Annotated in this window: 17 protein-coding genes, 1 tRNA gene and 1 riboswitch; of the genes, 10 read left to right on the top strand and 8 right to left on the bottom strand. The window is 66.3% G+C overall.

Annotated elements, in window-relative coordinates; genetic code table 11:
- Positions 1-75 precede the first annotated feature (75 nt).
- Positions 76-1,263, bottom strand: coding sequence for an O-succinylhomoserine sulfhydrylase (locus tag X268_RS30440; protein WP_164938006.1), 1,188 nt, complete (start codon positions 1,261-1,263; stop codon positions 76-78).
- 74 nt (positions 1,264-1,337) lie between these two features.
- A riboswitch (SAM riboswitch) is annotated at positions 1,338-1,417 on the bottom strand.
- A gap of 80 nt (positions 1,418-1,497) precedes the next feature.
- Between X268_RS30440 and X268_RS30435 the strand changes: the two genes are divergently transcribed.
- The 4 genes from X268_RS30435 to X268_RS30420 all read left to right on the top strand — a co-directional run bounded on the left by X268_RS30435 (position 1,498) and on the right by X268_RS30420 (position 5,988).
- Positions 1,498-2,634: a 2'-deoxycytidine 5'-triphosphate deaminase gene (locus X268_RS30435; RefSeq protein WP_128928357.1), complete on the top strand. Its 1,137-nt coding sequence runs from the start codon at positions 1,498-1,500 to the stop codon at positions 2,632-2,634.
- 166 nt (positions 2,635-2,800) lie between these two features.
- Positions 2,801-3,289: a PAS domain S-box protein gene (locus X268_RS30430; RefSeq protein ID WP_245477712.1), complete on the top strand. Its 489-nt coding sequence runs from the start codon at positions 2,801-2,803 to the stop codon at positions 3,287-3,289.
- Positions 3,290-3,322: 33 nt separating this feature from the next.
- Positions 3,323-4,375 (top strand): hypothetical protein, encoded by a 1,053-nt coding sequence (locus X268_RS30425; protein ID WP_128928356.1) that lies wholly within the window; start codon positions 3,323-3,325, stop codon positions 4,373-4,375.
- A 167-nt stretch (positions 4,376-4,542) separates the two neighbouring features.
- The gene (locus X268_RS30420; protein WP_128928355.1) at positions 4,543-5,988 is read left to right on the top strand and encodes an MATE family efflux transporter; all 1,446 of its coding nucleotides are present in this window, start codon (positions 4,543-4,545) and stop codon (positions 5,986-5,988) included.
- Here X268_RS30420 and X268_RS39690 read toward each other — a convergent pair.
- From X268_RS39690 to X268_RS30395, 5 genes are all read right to left on the bottom strand, one after another.
- Positions 5,985-6,122 (bottom strand): hypothetical protein, encoded by a 138-nt coding sequence (locus tag X268_RS39690; RefSeq protein ID WP_164937437.1) that lies wholly within the window; start codon positions 6,120-6,122, stop codon positions 5,985-5,987. The genes X268_RS30420 and X268_RS39690 overlap by 4 nt on opposite strands.
- 58 nt (positions 6,123-6,180) lie before the next feature.
- Positions 6,181-6,582 carry an SRPBCC family protein gene (locus X268_RS30410; protein WP_128928353.1) on the bottom strand — a complete coding sequence of 134 codons (402 nt, stop codon included), beginning with the start codon at positions 6,580-6,582 and terminating at the stop codon, positions 6,181-6,183.
- A gap of 130 nt (positions 6,583-6,712) precedes the next feature.
- Entirely contained in the window at positions 6,713-7,072 is a 360-nt protein-coding gene (locus X268_RS30405) for a VOC family protein (protein ID WP_164938004.1), read from the bottom strand.
- A gap of 56 nt (positions 7,073-7,128) precedes the next feature.
- A complete protein-coding gene (locus tag X268_RS30400) occupies positions 7,129-7,968 on the bottom strand; it encodes a helix-turn-helix transcriptional regulator (RefSeq protein ID WP_128928352.1) in 840 nt (279 codons plus the stop codon).
- A gap of 10 nt (positions 7,969-7,978) precedes the next feature.
- A complete protein-coding gene (locus X268_RS30395; protein ID WP_128929438.1) occupies positions 7,979-8,557 on the bottom strand; it encodes a methylated-DNA--[protein]-cysteine S-methyltransferase in 579 nt (192 codons plus the stop codon).
- Between the two features lie 174 nt (positions 8,558-8,731).
- Here X268_RS30395 and X268_RS30390 point away from each other — a divergent pair.
- Positions 8,732-8,805: transfer RNA gene (locus X268_RS30390), tRNA-Gly, on the top strand.
- Positions 8,806-8,809: 4 nt separating this feature from the next.
- Here the strand turns inward: X268_RS30390 and X268_RS30385 are convergent.
- Positions 8,810-9,802: an alpha/beta fold hydrolase gene (locus tag X268_RS30385; RefSeq protein ID WP_128928351.1), complete on the bottom strand. Its 993-nt coding sequence runs from the start codon at positions 9,800-9,802 to the stop codon at positions 8,810-8,812.
- A gap of 169 nt (positions 9,803-9,971) precedes the next feature.
- Between X268_RS30385 and X268_RS30380 the strand changes: the two genes are divergently transcribed.
- Positions 9,972-10,553 carry a helix-turn-helix domain-containing protein gene (locus X268_RS30380; protein ID WP_128928350.1) on the top strand — a complete coding sequence of 194 codons (582 nt, stop codon included), beginning with the start codon at positions 9,972-9,974 and terminating at the stop codon, positions 10,551-10,553.
- A 40-nt stretch (positions 10,554-10,593) separates the two neighbouring features.
- Positions 10,594-11,058: a GNAT family N-acetyltransferase gene (locus X268_RS30375; RefSeq protein ID WP_164938003.1), complete on the top strand. Its 465-nt coding sequence runs from the start codon at positions 10,594-10,596 to the stop codon at positions 11,056-11,058.
- Between the two features lie 27 nt (positions 11,059-11,085).
- Here the strand turns inward: X268_RS30375 and X268_RS30370 are convergent, their stop codons facing one another.
- Positions 11,086-11,616 (bottom strand): DUF1003 domain-containing protein, encoded by a 531-nt coding sequence (locus X268_RS30370; RefSeq protein WP_128928348.1) that lies wholly within the window; start codon positions 11,614-11,616, stop codon positions 11,086-11,088.
- A gap of 113 nt (positions 11,617-11,729) precedes the next feature.
- Between X268_RS30370 and X268_RS30365 the strand changes: the two genes are divergently transcribed.
- The 3 genes from X268_RS30365 (at position 11,730) to xylA (ending at position 15,629) form a co-directional block, all read left to right on the top strand.
- Entirely contained in the window at positions 11,730-12,770 is a 1,041-nt protein-coding gene (locus X268_RS30365; protein WP_128928347.1) for a LacI family DNA-binding transcriptional regulator, read from the top strand.
- An 81-nt stretch (positions 12,771-12,851) separates the two neighbouring features.
- A complete protein-coding gene (xylB, locus tag X268_RS30360) occupies positions 12,852-14,306 on the top strand; it encodes a xylulokinase (protein ID WP_128928346.1) in 1,455 nt (484 codons plus the stop codon).
- Complete coding sequence (gene xylA, locus X268_RS30355; RefSeq protein WP_128928345.1) at positions 14,307-15,629, top strand: xylose isomerase; 1,323 nt, start codon at positions 14,307-14,309, stop codon at positions 15,627-15,629.
- Positions 15,630-15,632 lie beyond the last annotated feature (3 nt).

Genomic DNA, 15,632 nt, shown 5'->3' with positions numbered 1-15,632 from the left:
CGCACCCCACCCCGTCTCACATTTCGCTGCGCTCTATGCGAGCCGACCCTACCCCTCCAGGGGAGGGTAAGAAGATCACGCCTTCTCCAGCGCCGCCGTCAGATCCTCGATCAGATCGTCGGCATGCTCCAGCCCCGCGGAGAAGCGGATGAACCCCTCGCTGATGCCGAGCGCGGCGCGATCCTCCGGCTTCAGGCGCTGATGCGTCGTCGTCGCCGGATGGGTGACGAGGCTCTTGGCGTCGCCGAGATTGTTCGAGATTTTCGCAAGCTTGAGCTCGTTGAGCACGCGGAACGCGGCCTGCTTGCCACCCTTGACCTCGAAGCCGACCAGTGTCGAGCCGCCGCGCATCTGCTTCTTCACCAATGCCGCCTGCGGATGATCGGCGCGGCCGGGATAGACCAGCCGCGAAATCTTCGGATGGCTCGCCAGCACCTCGGCGACGCGTGCGGCCGTGTCGGTCTGCGCGCGCACGCGCACGCCCAGCGTCTCCAGGCCCTTGAGCAGAACCCAGGCGTTGAACGGCGAGATCGACGGGCCGGTCTGGCGCATGAAGTTGTGGATGTGCTCGGCGATGAAGGCTTCCGACGACAGGATGATGCCGCCGAGGCAGCGGCCCTGGCCGTCGATATGCTTGGTCGCGGAATAGACCACGACGTCGGCTCCGAGCGCGAGCGGGCTCTGCCAGATCGGTGTTGCGAACACATTGTCGACGACGAGCCGCGCGCCGCCCTTGTGCGCGATCTCGGCAATCGAGGGAATGTCGAGCACGTCGAGCGTTGGATTGGTCGGGCTCTCCAGGAAGAACGTCTTGGTGTTGGGCTTCACCGCGCGCTGCCATTCATCGAGATTGGCACCGTCGACCAGCGTGGTCTCGATGCCGTAGCGCGGCAACAGGTCCTGAATGACGTAGAGGCACGAGCCGAACAGCGCGCGCGAGGCGACCACGTGATCGCCGGCCTTGAGCGGCGCCAGGATCGCGGTGGTCACCGCGGCCATGCCGGTCGCCGCCGAGCGCGCCGCCTCGGCGCCCTCGAGCTCGATCATGCGGCGCTCGAACATCGCGATGGTGGGGTTGGAGTAGCGCGAATAGATAAAGCCCGGGTCCTCGCCCTTGAACCGCGCCTCGCATTCCTCGGCGCTGTTGTAGACGTAGCCCTGCGTCAGGAACAGCGCCTCCGACGTCTCGCCATATTGCGAGCGCAGGGTGCCGGAATGGACCAGGCGGGTTTCGGGACGGTAAGCAGCAGGCGACTTCGACATAGGACCCTCCGACATGACCGTGAATGCGAAAACGGTCACAAAAAAACCGGCCTGGATATCTCCACGGGCCGGGATCACAGAGGTCCCCGGCCTGTTTAGCGACTTATTTAACGTGGCTGCAAGCCGGCCGGCTCAAATCACCACGGGATAAGTGATGCTCATATTCCGCAATGCCCTTTCCGTCAAGGCGTCCATCGGATAGCCGTAAAAGACTTGTATTTCCCGCATGTCCGGATGCACTTGACCCCTGATGAGGACCCCCCGTTGACGTTCACGGTCGCGCCCGACGCCAATGGTATCCTGCCCGACCGCATGATCGCGGCGATGGCGGAGGCGGGGCTCATCCTGCCCGCCTACGACTTCGTCGAGAGCCAGATCCAGCCGGCCAGCCTCGATCTCCGCCTCGGCGACATCGCCTATCGCGTCCGTGCCAGCTTCCTCCCCGGTCCTGGCGCCACCGTCGCCGAGCGCATCGACGAGTTGAAGTTGCACGAGTTCAGCCTCGCCGACGGCGCGGTGCTGGAGACCAACTGCGTCTACATCGTGCCGCTGCTGGAAAGCCTGGCGCTGCCGCCGGAGATCGTTGCGGCCGCCAATCCGAAGAGCTCGACCGGCCGGCTCGACGTCTTCCCCCGCGTGATCGCCGATGGCACCCGCCGCTTTGACATGATCGGCGCCGGCTACCACGGCCCGCTCTATGCCGAGATCAGCCCGAAGACGTTTCCGGTGCTGGTGCGCGAGGGCTCGCGCCTCAGCCAGGTCCGCTTCCGCACCGGCGATGCCATCCTCAATGCCGACGAGCTCGATGCGCTGCATGCGGCCGAGCGTCTCGTCGACATCGACGATGCCGATCTCTCCGGCGGCGTTGCCGTCTCGGTCGATCTGTCGGGCGAGAAGGCGAATGGTTTTGTCGGCTACCGCGCCAAGCGCCACACCGGCGTCGTCGATGTCGACCGCCGCTCCGGCTATGCGGTGGAGGATTTCTGGGAACCGATCTCGGCCCGTCCCGATGGCAGCCTGATCCTCGATCCCGGCGAGTTCTACATCCTCGCCTCCAAGGAAGCCGTGCAGGTGCCGCCCGATTACGCCGCGGAGATGGTGCCGTTCGATCCCCTGGTCGGCGAATTCCGCGTGCATTATGCCGGATTCTTCGATCCCGGCTTCGGCTATGCCGGCGCGGGCGGGCTAGGATCGCGCGCCGTGCTGGAAGTGCGCTCGCGCGAAGTGCCGTTCATCCTGGAGCACGGCCAGATCGTCGGCCGCCTCGTCTACGAGAAGATGCTGGCCCGTCCCGACGCGATGTACGGCCAGCGCATCGGCTCGAACTACCAGGCGCAGGGCCTCAAACTATCGAAGCATTTCCGGGTATAGCTGCACACTCTACTGTCATGCCCCGGCTTGACCGGGCCATCCAGTACGCCGCGGCCTCCCGATTTGATCACTTCCGCCTCGGAGTACTGGATCGCCCGATCAAGTCGGGCGATGACACCGAACGTGGGTCACGATACGCAAAACCAGCTACATGCGAGGTGGCGACATGACCGATCAGTTCCAACTCGACGCACAGATCATCGGCGACGTCGCGGACGCGCTGATCTATTCGGATCGCTCCGGCACGATCATGCGCTGGAACCGTGCAGCGACGGCGCTGTTCGGCTTTTCCGCGGCGGAAGCACTCGGCCAGAATCTCGATTTGATCATTCCCGAGCATCTGCGCGCCGCGCACTGGAAAGGGTTTGAAGCTGCCCTGGCCAGCGGCGCGATGAAGCTTGCGGGCAAGCCGACGCTGACCCGCGCACTGCACAAGAGCGGGCGCAAGCTCTACATCGAGATGACCTTCGCCTTGGTGCGGGATTCCAGCGGCAACGTCCTCGGATCTGTCGCGATGGCGCGTGATGCCACCGAGCGGATCGAGCGAGAGCGCGCGGCCAAGGCGCCGCCGCAAAACTTCGTGATGCGGAATTGGCGAGCGCTCGTGCAGAGCGCCTTGCGTGGACGTCATGTTGCCTGCCGTGGGGTGCAGTGACACACTCGATCAAAACATCGATCGGGAGCAAACATGACCACCGCATCAGATCCCGCGCAGGAAGCCCAATGGAAGCGCTGGCGCGCGGTCGCCGACCTCTATCACGCCTATTTCACCGGCCTCGTCCTCACCGTCGTCACGCGTCGTAGTACCGCCGATGCGGCGGAGTTTGTTTTCCGCGTCTTCCGCCGTCAGCAGCAGGAGCGCTTCCTGCCGGGGCTCAGGAAGCTCGGCATCGATCATCTGCCGCCGGCGGTCGCGGCCGCACAATATCACTACCTCTCCAACTGGATCGGCGGCGTGCATGTCGAATACATGTATGAGAGCGACGCCAAGGCCTGGATCCGTTATCCGCCGCCGCGCTGGATCTGGAAAGGCACCGCGATCTGCGGCGTGCCGGGTGAGGTCTCCCGCGCGATGCTGCGCGGCTGGCACGCCAACAACGGCGTCGCGCTCGGCGATACCAGGCTTGGCTTCGTCTGCACCAAGCAGAGCGTCGACGGCCAGGACGGGCTGGAGGGTTACTACCACCAATACGACCATCCGCTCGAGCTCGACCTGCGTCTGGTGTTCGCGCGGCATCTGGAGGCGCCGTTGTTCGACCCGAAGACAGCGCCGGCATTACCCGTGGCGAGCTGGCCGAAGCCGCGGCTCGAAAAAGCCTATCGCAACTACGCCATGGAATATGTCCGCACCGCCGCGCCCGTGATGGTGCAGCTGTTCGGCCCCGAAGATGCCGGCTATCTGCTGCATCTCACCGGCAAGCTGATCGGGATGCAATATTTCGACGAGGTCGCGGCAGCACTGTCGATGGCCCGCGGCGGCGCGAAAGAGTTTGCCGCTTTCCTGAACGCGCTGTCTGCTGCGCAGGATGATTCGGCTGAGACGACGCAGTCTGAAGGCAGTTTCGAGATCCGCCAGCAGAGCTGGAAGTTGATGGATGATGTCGCCGACTATCATCCTGCCTGCGCAAAAGTGCTGGAGGGATTGTTTGAAGGGTTGGCTGCGGGATGCGGCCGACATCTCGGTGTGCATCTGCGGCCGACGGCAGCAGCGCGGCCACCGCTGGTGTGGACGATTGGGTGATTTCACCTATTGGAATGCGCTGCCGCAGGGCACGCCTGCGCGCTACGCAGGAGGAATCGGCAATCGCCGTGCTAACAAGCCCCGCGCCGCGCCCTGCGCGCGAATGAATTAATTGGCACACCTACGCATTGCCGCGCCGCCAATGGCGCTCGTGCCCCGGAGGGGAAATGTCCGACATCGCCGAAATCCCGGTCGATGAGCAAGAGCGTCCGCTGCCGCCGCCTCCGCGGCCGATACGAAGCGCGCTGACGGACGGGCCGATCCTGCGCACGCTGCTCGGCCTCGCCTGGCCCAACGTGATCGCGCTGTCGGCCGGCACCTGTACGGTGATCGCGGAGACATCCTATATCGGCCGGCTCGGCGTCGAGGCGCTGGCTGCGATGGCGCTGGTGTTCCCGACCGTGATCCTGACCATGACGATGTCGGGCGGCGCCATGGGCGGTGCGGTGGCGTCCGCCATTGCACGCGCGCTCGGCGCCGGGGACCGCGATCGCGCCGGCACGCTGGCCGTGCACGCGATGCTGATCGGCATCAGCTTCGGCCTCGTCTTCATGCTGGGCATGCTGATCTTCGGGCCCAAAGTGCTCGAGATGTTGGGCGGCCGCGGCGATGTGCTGACCCATGCGGTCGCCTACACGCAGGTGTTCTTCGGCGGCGCCGTGCTGCCCTGGCTGCTCAACACCATGGCCGGCGTGCTGCGCGGCACCGGCAACATGAAGCTGCCGTCGTTCCTCATCCTCAACTCCGCGGCCTGGCAGATCGTGCTCGGCGGCACGCTCGGCCTCGGGCTCGGGCCGGTGCCGCAGTTCGGCATGCGCGGCGTCGCCGCCGGCGCGCTGATCGCCTACACCATGAACATCGGCATCATGGGCTGGTACCTGTTCTCCGGCCGCGCGCGGATCACGCCGCGGTTGCGCGGCCTGCGGATCCAATGGGCGATGTTCTTCGACATCCTGAAGGTCGGCGCCATTGCCTGCTTCTCGCCGCTGCAATCGGTGCTGACGATCTCGATCTTCACCCACATGCTGGCGAAGTTCGGCACCGCGATCCTCGCCGGCTACGGCGTCGGTGCGCGGCTCGAATTCCTGCTGACCTCGATCGCATTCTCGTTCGGCATCGCCTGCGTGCCGATGGTGGGGATGGCGATCGGCGCAGGCAACATCGCGCGCGCCCGGCGCGTCACCTGGATCGCCAGCGCTGCCGCCTTCGTCGCCGTGGGCGCGCCCGCATGCATCGTGGCGACGTTCCCCGATCTCTGGATCAACATCTTCACCGACAGCGCAGCCGTGCGCGCCGCGAGCCATCAATATCTCTCGACGGTCGGACCGTTCTACGCGTTCTTCGGCCTTGCCACGACGATGTATTTCTCATCGCAAGGCGCCGCCAAGGTGATCGGGCCGGTGCTGGCGCAGACGGCACGGCTGATCTACATCTCGGCCGTCGGCTGGTGGTTGACCACCCACGAGGCCACCGCGCAAAGCTTCTTCTGGCTGGCTGCGAGCTCGATGGTCGTGCTCGGCCTGCTCTCATGCTCCAGCGTCGTGTTGACGCGCTGGGGACCGCGTGGCGGCAAGACTGCGATCAGGCCGGCTCTGTCCGGTCTTGCCGACTAGCGATGCTTGTGGCGGCGATGCCCGCCGCCGCCGCCCATCGGCGTGTAGCCGCCGTAATCGGGCGCGCCGACACCACCGCCGAGAGTGCCGCCACCAAGACCGCCCCCAAATCCGCCGCCGCCGTTCTCCATCATGCCGCTCATCATCGGGCTGGCGAGGGCAGAGCTCTGTGAGGCAATGCACAGAGGGCAGTCAGGCCGCGGCAGGCGGAAACGCCTTCTGAATGGCGATGACGGCGTCCTTGGTCTGTCCCAGCACGTAGGGTGCAAGCTCGTTCGGCAGCATGTCGATGATCCACACCAGGCGGCTTCTCTGCTCGCCGTCGTCGATCACCTGCACCGAAGCGCTGTAGTGCTTCAGTCGCTCGTTGTTGATGGCATAGACGAGACGCCGCCGCGCATCGTCGCAATCGACCAGCCCCTCGCGCGCCACCGAGCCGTTGGCGAAGGTGACGATGCGTGCATCGCCGTCGAGCGTGCAGGCGGTGACGAAGCCGGGCACCAGCCGTTCATGCAGCGCGCCGAAGTCGCGCACCGCGTCCCAGACGTCGTGCGCCGCGGCGTCGATGGGAATGTCGTTGTGAATGGAGGCCATGGGAGTTTCCTCAAATGCAGTCTTGTAGAGTGGAAGGCGCGCAGTGCCGTGCCCACCATTTGGATTGATGCGGTCGGTCGGTGGGCACGCGCCGCTTTGCCCACCACGAAATCTCGTCAGCGGCTGGAGCTCAGCTACAAACCGCCTCGACATTGTTGCCATCGGGATCAATCAGGAACGCCGCGTAATAGGTCGGGCTGTAATCCTTGCGCGGGCCGGCGCCGCCATTGTCACGGCCACCACTCTTCAAGCCTTCGCTGTGGAACGCCTTGACCGCGTCATGGCTCTTGGCGCGAAATGCAATGTGCGCGCCGTCGGCCTTGTGGCCCTTGTTCAGGTGCAGCCACAACGCCGGCTCGCCCTTCGGCCCGAAGCCGGCATAGCCTTCGCCGCTTGAGCACAGGACATAACCGAGCGGCGCCAGCGCCGCGGTGTAGAAGCGTGTCGCGGCGTCGAGGTCGGCAACGCGAAGTCCGATGTGGTCGTACATGCTCGTCTCCAGTTCCAAAGCGCGCCGAAAGTGGCGCGCGCCGGAGATGAACCTATTTAATTGGGGGCGAGCTGCTCTTGGAGAATCTTGCGCTCCCCGCGCGAGGCCTGGCGGAACTTGCTCGGCGAGACGCCGGCGGCGCGGTGGAAGGTGCGGACGAAGTTGGAGAGATCGCCGAAGCCGACGTCATAGGCGACGTCGGTGACGGCGATGTCGTCGTCAGCGAGCAGCCGAGCCGCGTGCCGCAGTCGCGAGCGCACCAGATATTGATGCGGGGTGACGCCGAGCACACTCGAGAACAACCGCAGGAAATGGAACGGGCTGAGGCCCGCCTGCCGTGCTGCCTGTTCGAGGTCGACCTCGGCATGCGAATTGTCGTCGATCCACAGCGCGGCCTCGACCGCGCGGCGGCGGTCGCGCGCAGTCGGCGTGGCCGGCTTGCGCGGCTTGCCAGAAACCACGTCGACGAAACGTCCGGCCAGGATCTGGCCGACTTCGTCGAGGCCGATGTCGCTGTTGCCATCTGCCGCCGTCTGGGCGAGCTCGCCCAGCACCATCAATTCGGGCAGCGGCGGCGTGGCGCCGACCTGCCAGATCTCGCGCCGGCCGCCGAGCGCATCGACCATGTCCTCGCTGAGGAAGAACGACAGGCAGACATCGCCGCTGACATGCTCGTGCGTGCAGGTGTATTCCTCGCCGGGCGCGCCGACCAGCATGCAGCCCGCCACCAGATCGAAGAAGCCGGCGCGGCAATGGCAGCCAAAGCTGCCCGAGCGGACATAGGCGATGGAATGCCCGGTACGGCATTCGGCGAACGGCGTGTCGTCCGGTCCCGCGTCGCAGCGAAACTCGGAGACGGTCATCGATTGTGACGTTAGCAGTGTGGTCGCGTCCATGCCGCCTTATCTAGGTGGGCGGCCGCGACGGGGCAACGGGCAGCAGCACCTCAAACAGCGTCTTGCTGGCGACGGGGTGGGCCCCCTCGAGCGCCAGCAGCCGCCGCTTGGAGATTACTCCCCCATAGGGCGAGAGCCGGTCGGTGTAATTGCCGGCTTCCAGCACCCGGTGGCACGGCACGATCAGCATGTAGGGATTTTTGGCGATCGCCTGCGCCACCGAATGCGCCGCGCCGGAGGCGCCCAGCGCCTTGGCGACCTCGTGATAGGTTCGCGTTTCCCCGCGCGGAATGGAGCAGGCGAATTCATAGACGCGCCGATTGAAACCGGACACGCCGCCCGCATCCAGGCTGACCTCGGAAAAATCAGGTTCACCGCCTTGCAACAGGCCAATGATGCCCTCGATCGCCAGTTCGGCGTTCTCGGAGGGCCGCTGCTCGCGCGCTTCGGGATCGATCTGGAAGATGCGGCGCCGGGTGTCGATCTCCCGCGCCGCCGGCAATTGCACGGCGACGACGCCGGTCGCACTCCAGATGATGCCGCAGCGGCCGATGGCCGTGTCGAATATCGCGTAGCCGCACCCCACCATGCACACGCCCCACTCAGCGCACGTCTCCCCCAAACATAAAATCATAACACCGCCACAATCCGGCGCACCCAGAATCTTGCCAAAACGTCAAGAAGCGTTCGGGTTGGGCCGCCAAACCGCTTGGCGGCGGCCGTCGTCTCGGCTAATCAGGACGGGCGCGCAAGCCGCGCATGAGCGGGCGTAGTTCAATGGTAGAACGGCAGCTTCCCAAGCTGCATACGAGGGTTCGATTCCCTTCGCCCGCTCCAATACTTAGTCCGGCAGGCTTCGCAGGAACTCCACGATCGCCGCGTTCACCTCCGCCGGCCGCTCCTGCTGCGTCCAGTGACCGCAGCCGGGCAGCATTTTGATCCCGCGCAACTGCGGCACCCATTGCTTCATGTTGGCGAGGTGCTCGGCCGCGCCGGGGAAGGCGACGACCATGTCGTGGTCGCCGGCGATGAAGAGCGAAGGCACGATCACCTTCACCCCCTCGAAAGCCCCCATCAGCTCCCAGTTGCGATCGATGTTGCGGTAGTAGTTGAGCGGTCCGCGAAATCCGCTGCGAGCGAATTCGGCGCCGTAACGGTCGAGGTCGGCGGCGCTCAGCCACGGCGGAAGCGGCACCTGCACTTTCGGCAGCATCCCGTCCTTGCGCGAGACCATGCCGACGCCGACGGTTCGGCCCTGACGCTCGGCATTGGCGCGGATCGCCGCCGCACCCTCGCCGGAGCCGCCGTAGAGCATGGCGCCAAGCGTTGCGCGCGGATCCCTTTCGAACTCCGCTTCGGCAACACCCGGCTCCTGGAAGTACAGTTGATAGAACTGCGCATCCGCCGTTTGCGGCATGACGCTCGTCGGCCTCACCGGGCTCCGTGGCCGAAAAGGCACGCTGAGGATGGCGGCGGCGCGGAAGCGATCCGGCCGCAGGCGCGCCGTGTGCCAGGCGATCGTCGCGCCCCAGTCGTGCCCGACGATAACGGCGTCTTTCGCCTCGAAGGCGTCGAGCACGCCGACGAGATCGCCGACCATGTGGAGGATCGTGTACTGGTCGATCGCTTCGGGCCGGTCGCTCTTGCCATAGCCGCGCATGTCGGGTGCGACCGCGTGGTAGCCCGCCGCGGCCAGTGCCTCGAGCTGGTGGCGCCAGGAGTACCAGCCTTCCGGAAAACCGTGGCAGAGCAGCACCATCGGCCCCTCGCCCTGCTCGGCGATGTTGAGGTTGATGCCGTTCGCCGTGATCGTCCGCTGCGTCGGCTCGCCCATGTCATCGCCTCCCCGTTCACCGCGGTTGGCCCATTCTAATCCGCGCTGCAGGCTCCGCAAAGATTCTAATATGTTAGCCTCTTGCTTCCGGCACGCACGCCTCGCCCGCCCTAAGCTCCTCTTGCCCGGCGGATGCGGTCCCTGCGCCGGACAATGTTCGGATGAAGCCATGGACCAGCAGAAACTCGACCGTGCGATCGGTCGTCGCTTGAAGACGCTGCGGACGCAGGCGGGCATGACGTTGAACGAATTGGCAGGCCGCTCCGGCGTCAGCCGGGCCATGATCGGGCGGGTGGAGCGGGCGCAGAGCAGTGCGACCGCAGCGCTGCTCGGCAAGCTCTGTGCCGCGCTCGACGTGTCGCTCAGCGATGTCGTCGCTCTCGCCGAGAAGCCGCCGGAGCGGCTGATGCGGCTTGCGGACCAGCCGCATTGGCGCGACCCCGACAGCGGCTACCGCCGGCGGCACGCCTCGCCGCCGGATGCGGCGAGCGGCATCGAGATCATCGTGGTCGATCTTCCCGCCGGCGCGCGCGTCTCCTACAGCCCCTGGGGCCGCAACGCCTTCACTCAGCAGCTGCTGATGCTGGAGGGCGCGATCGCCGTGTACATCGACGCCAAGACGCTGCGCCTGCGCGGGGGCGACTGTCTGGATTTCGACGTGATGCGGGCGGTGACGTTCGAGAACGAAACCAAACAGGACGCGCGCTACGTCATCATCACGCGGCGCGGCTCCTCCTACGGGAAGATGTGATGCCGCCGATCGCGCGCAAACGTAAAATGAGGCCCTGACCATGCAGATCCGCACCGGCGACACCTTCGATGCGCGCGTCGTCGCGCTGCTCGATCATCATGTCACCTCCGCGCGGGCACAGACCGCGCCGGGCAGCGCGCATGCCCTCGATCTGGCGGGCCTTCGCGCCAGCGACGTCGCGTTCTGGACCGGCTGGGACGGCGACACGCTGGTTGCCACCGGCGCGCTGAAGATGCTCTCGGCCGTCCATGGCGAGGTGAAGTCGATGCACACGCTTCAGACCACGCGAAGGCGCGGCTTCGGCGGCCAGATGCTCCGCCACATCATCGCGGAGGCCCGCGCGCGCGGCTTGAGGCGGCTGAGCCTCGAGACCGGTTCATGGGACTATTTCAGGCCGGCGCATGCGCTCTACCAGACGCACGGCTTCGTCCCCTGCAGCCCGTTCGAAGGCTATGTCGAGGATCCCAACAGTCTGTTCCTGACGCTCGATCTCACTGCCAGCTGAGCCAATCGGCGCGAGGCGCATCAAGCCTCAACCCTTTCGCGTCTCCTCGAGCTTGTCGAGCACCCGCTCGGGCGCGATGTCGCGGGCAGCTTCCTCCAGCTCGCGCTTCGAGTCAGGTTTGACGTCGAGCCGCTCGGCGATCTGGGTGAGCAGGCGGGCGACCTTGGTCAGCTCGTGCTCGGCGAGCAGGCTGATCTGGAGGTCGAGATCGGCGCGCTTGTCCGCGGCGGCCGTCATGCGGTTCTGCGAGATCAGGACGAATGTCGAGAGGAAGATTGCTTCCACCGAAGCGATCATCGCCAGCACCACGAAGCTCTCGTCCCAGACCGGGATTCCCGGCACCCAGTGCAGATTGGCGATGATCCAGAAGCCGAACAGCGCGAGGTGCAGATAAACGAAGGTCATGCTGCCGGTAAAGGCCGTGATCGCGTCGGCGAGCTTCTCTTGGCCCGACGCAGCCCGCTGCTCCCCACGGCGGCGCTCGACCAGCGCCTGGATGTTGCGCTCGAGCGTTGGGCTCAGGCCTTCGCCGGGATCATGGGTGATGTCGTTACGCACCGGCGGCAACGAGCGCCGGGAAGAGCCGTTCCTCGGCACCGGGCAGCGCAAAATGACGGCCGCTTCCTCAAAATGAGTTGCGTACCTCAAAAAACCTCTGCTAGCCTTCAGCCATGGCCGAGACCCTCACCACGACCGCATTGACGCTGAAGGACATCGCCCGCGAGGCGGGCGTCAGTCTCGCGACGGTCGATCGCGTGCTGCACAACCGACCGGGGGTGCGGCCGGACACCGTCCGCCGCGTCAGGGCGGCGATCGAGCGCAACTCCTTCCAGCCGCATGTGGCGGCCGCGGAACTCGCGCGCGGCCGCGCCCGCCGCTTTGCCTTCGTGATGCCGTCGGGGCCGAACCCGTTCATGCAGCAGATCGAGGCCTATCTTGGCGAGATGTCGGCCTGGCTTTCGGCGCGCCGCCTCGGCGTCGAGATGGTGGCAACCGACGTGTTCGATCCCGCAGTGCTTACGGCCTCGCTCGAGGCGCTATCAGGCGATTTCGATGGCGTCGCCGTGGTGGCGCTGGACCACCCCAGCGTTCGCGCCGCGATCAATGATCTGGTCGATGCCGGCACCAAGGTGGTGACCCTGGTCTCGGACGTACCGTCGTCGCGCCGCCACCATTATGTCGGCATCGACAATATCGCGGCGGGCCGCACCGCCGGCGCGCTGGTCGGACGGCTGGTCGGCCGGCGATCCGGCAAGGTCGCGATCGTCGCGGGCTCGCAGGGCCTGCGCGACCATGCCGAACGCATCTTCGGTTTCAACCAGGTGATGGCATCGGAATTCCCCGACCTCAACGTGCTGCCGGTCCTGGAAGGGCGCGACGAGGACGATCGGTCCGAACAGGTGTTGGCGCGGTTGCTCGGCCGGCATGCCGACATCGTCGGCCTGTACAATGTCGGCGCCGGTACGCAAGGCGTCGCCAAAGCGTTGAGCGATGCCGGCCGCGACAAGCTGGTGTTCGTCGGTCACGACGTTACCGTGCTGACGCGCCGGCTGCTGCTGCAGGGCGTGATGGATGCCGCGATCTCGCAGAACCCCGGACATGAAGCGCGTGCCGCCGTGCGCGTGCTGCTCGCGCTCGCCCGTGGCGAGCCGATCTTGAGCGAGCAGGAGAAGATCAGGATCGACATCGTGATGCGGGACAATCTGCCCTAGCGGCAGGCTTTTATCGAACGGGCCGTGGCGCACAGCGCGACATCAAGATCGCGCATCGCAATGGGTAAGGAGGAGGACGATTTGTATCTCGGATTGGACATCGGCACGTCCGGCGTGAAAGCGGTGCTCGTGAGCGAAGCCGGCGCGATCCTCGCGACGGCAACGCGCGAGCTTGCGCTGTCGCATCCGCGGCCGTTGTGGTCCGAGCAGGATCCCGATTCCTGGGTCGATGCGGCGACCGGTGCGGTTGATGATTTGGCGGCCCGCCATCCGCGCGAGGTTGCGAACGTGGCCGGCATCGGCCTGTCGGGCCAGATGCACGGCGCGACGCTGCTCGACGAAGATGGCAGGCCGCTGCGGCCCGCGATCCTCTGGAACGACGGCCGTTCGCAGGCCGAATGCACCGCGCTGGAGCGGCGCTGTCCCTCACTGCACGCGATCGCCGGCAATCTGGCGATGCCCGGCTTCACGGCGCCGAAGCTGCTGTGGGTCGCGCGGCATGAGCCAAAGATCTTCGAGCGCGTCGCAAAAGTGCTGCTGCCCAAGGCCTATGTCCGCTATCGTCTCACCGGCGAGATGGTCGAGGACATGTCCGATGCCGCCGGCACGCTGTGGCTCGATGTCGGCGAGCGGCGCTGGTCGGCCTTGCTGCTGCATGCCACCGGGCTCGATCTTCACCACATGCCGCGCCTCGTCGAGGGCAGCGCGATCAGCGCGGTGCTCGCGCCAAGCTACGCGCAGCGCTGGGGCATGGCGAAGAATGTCGTGGTCGCCGGCGGTGCCGGTGACAATGCCGCGAGCGCGATCGGGCTCGGCGCGATCGCGCCAGCCGATGCGTTCCTGTCGCTGGGCACGTCCGGCGTCCTGTTCCGCGTCACCGACCGTTTCGCGCCGGCGCCGGCGTCGGCCGTGCATGCGTTCTGCCACGCGCTGCCCGGCCTCTGGCATCAGATGGGCGTGATGCTGTCCGCCGCGGCTTCGCTGGCCTGGCTCGCCGGCGTGATGGAGACGCCGGCCGCAGCGCTCCTGGCGCCGCTCGGCGAGCGCGTCGATGCGCCGAGCCCAATCAAGTTCCTGCCTTATCTCGACGGCGAGCGCACCCCGCACAATGACGCTGCCGCGAGCGGCGCCTTCGTCGGTCTGCGCGGTGCAACCGGCCGCGGCGAGATCGTGCAGGCCGTGCTCGAAGGAGTCGCCTTCGCCGCGCGCGACAATCTGGCGGCGCTGGGCGCGGCGAGCGGGCCCATTGCCGAGGTCGATCTGGTCGGCGGCGGTTCGCGCTCGCCGCTGTGGGCGCAGATCTGCGCCGATGTGCTCGGCATTCCCGTTCACCGCGTCGAGGAAGGCGAGGTCGGAGCGGCCCTCGGCGCCGCTCGGCTCGGCCGGCTCGCAGCGACCGGTGAGCGACCTGAAGAGGTCTGCACCCGTCCGCGGCGGCTCGCCAGCTTCACGCCCCGGAAGCCCGTCGCTGAGGCCTATGACGAGGCCTATCAGCGGTGGCGGGCGCTTTATCCCGCATTGAAGGAGACTCCTTAAGTGAACGCGCCAGCCAAATTCTTCGATGCAACTGCACCTGTCGCCTTTGCCGGCCAGGGCGCGGGACAGGCGCCCGCCTTCCGCTGGTACGACAAGGATCGCATGGTCCATGGCCGCCGGCTCGAGGATCACTTACGCTTTGCGGTCTGCTATTGGCATTCGTTCTGCTGGCCGGGTAGCGACCCCTTCGGCGGCGAGACGTTCTTGCGTCCCTGGCACCACGGCACCGATGCGATGGCGCAGGCGCGCGCCAAGGCCGATGTCGCTTTCGAGCTGTTCCGCCTGCTCGACGTGCCCTACTTCACCTTCCACGATGTCGATGCCGCGCCGGAGGGCGCCTCGCTCGCCGAGTCCGTCGCCAATCTCAACGCGATTGCCGACCTGTTCGAGCAGAAGATGGCTGCGAGCAAGGTGCGCCTGCTCTGGGGCACGGCAAACCTGTTCACGCATCGGCGCTATATGGCGGGGGCGGCGACCAATCCGGACCCCGAGATCTTCACCTATGCTGCCGGCCAGGTCGGCGCCGCGCTCGAGGTGACGCACCGGCTCGGCGGCCAGAACTACGTGTTGTGGGGCGGGCGCGAGGGCTACGAGACGCTGCTCAACACCGATCTCAAGCGCGAGCTCGACCAGCTCGGCCGCTTCGTTTCGCTCGTCGTCGAGCACAAGCACGAGATCGGCTTCAAGGGCCCGATCCTGATCGAGCCGAAGCCGAAGGAGCCGACCAAGCATCAATATGATTTCGACGTCGCCACCTGCTACGGCTTCCTCGAGCGCTACGACCTTCTGAACGACGTCAAGCTCAACATCGAGCAGAACCACGCCATCCTCGCCGGCCACTCCTTCCATCACGAGGTCGCGCTGGCCGAGGCGCTTGGCGTGTTCGGCTCGCTCGACATCAATCGCGGCGACGATCTGCTCGGCTGGGACACCGACCAGTTCGCAATGAATGTGCCGGAGCTCGCCCTGGTGTTCCACGAGATCCTGAACCGCGGCGGCTTCACCTCGGGCGGGCTCAATTTCGACGCAAAAATCCGGCGGCAATCGATTGACCCCGATGATCTTATCCACGCCCATGTCGGCTCGATGGATGCCTGCGCGCGGGCGTTCCTCGCCGCCGCAGACATGGTGGATGCCGGCGTGCTCACCGGGCCGCTCGCGAAGCGTTATGAGGGATGGTCCGGCCTAGAGGGCCGCGCCATTCTCGCCGGCCAGCGTTCGCTCGCCGATCTCGCCGACCGCGCGCTCCAGCCCGGCTTCGATCCGCAGCCGCGCTCCGGCCGGCAGGAATATCTGGAATCCCTGGTCAACCGTCATGTCTGAGAA

Source organism: Bradyrhizobium guangxiense (genome assembly GCF_004114915.1).
In the GTDB taxonomy this organism is placed as follows: domain Bacteria; phylum Pseudomonadota; class Alphaproteobacteria; order Rhizobiales; family Xanthobacteraceae; genus Bradyrhizobium; species Bradyrhizobium guangxiense.
Note: the sequence above shows the minus strand (reverse complement) of the source record. Positions and strands in the feature narration are given on the sequence as shown.

Excerpts from the sequence above, each read along its gene's own strand:
- X268_RS30440 (WP_164938006.1), bottom strand. The coding sequence starts at position 1,263 with ATGTCGAAGTCGCCTGCTGCTTACCGTCCCGAAACCCGCCTGGTCCAT.
- X268_RS30435 (WP_128928357.1), top strand. The coding sequence starts at position 1,498 with ATGCACTTGACCCCTGATGAGGACCCCCCGTTGACGTTCACGGTCGCG.
- X268_RS30430 (WP_245477712.1), top strand. The coding sequence starts at position 2,801 with ATGACCGATCAGTTCCAACTCGACGCACAGATCATCGGCGACGTCGCG.
- X268_RS30425 (WP_128928356.1), top strand. The coding sequence starts at position 3,323 with ATGACCACCGCATCAGATCCCGCGCAGGAAGCCCAATGGAAGCGCTGG.
- X268_RS30420 (WP_128928355.1), top strand. The coding sequence starts at position 4,543 with ATGTCCGACATCGCCGAAATCCCGGTCGATGAGCAAGAGCGTCCGCTG.
- X268_RS39690 (WP_164937437.1), bottom strand. The coding sequence starts at position 6,122 with ATGATGGAGAACGGCGGCGGCGGATTTGGGGGCGGTCTTGGTGGCGGC.
- X268_RS30410 (WP_128928353.1), bottom strand. The coding sequence starts at position 6,582 with ATGGCCTCCATTCACAACGACATTCCCATCGACGCCGCGGCGCACGAC.
- X268_RS30405 (WP_164938004.1), bottom strand. The coding sequence starts at position 7,072 with ATGTACGACCACATCGGACTTCGCGTTGCCGACCTCGACGCCGCGACA.
- X268_RS30400 (WP_128928352.1), bottom strand. The coding sequence starts at position 7,968 with ATGGACGCGACCACACTGCTAACGTCACAATCGATGACCGTCTCCGAG.
- X268_RS30395 (WP_128929438.1), bottom strand. The coding sequence starts at position 8,557 with ATGGTGGGGTGCGGCTACGCGATATTCGACACGGCCATCGGCCGCTGC.
- X268_RS30385 (WP_128928351.1), bottom strand. The coding sequence starts at position 9,802 with ATGGGCGAGCCGACGCAGCGGACGATCACGGCGAACGGCATCAACCTC.
- X268_RS30380 (WP_128928350.1), top strand. The coding sequence starts at position 9,972 with ATGGACCAGCAGAAACTCGACCGTGCGATCGGTCGTCGCTTGAAGACG.
- X268_RS30375 (WP_164938003.1), top strand. The coding sequence starts at position 10,594 with ATGCAGATCCGCACCGGCGACACCTTCGATGCGCGCGTCGTCGCGCTG.
- X268_RS30365 (WP_128928347.1), top strand. The coding sequence starts at position 11,730 with ATGGCCGAGACCCTCACCACGACCGCATTGACGCTGAAGGACATCGCC.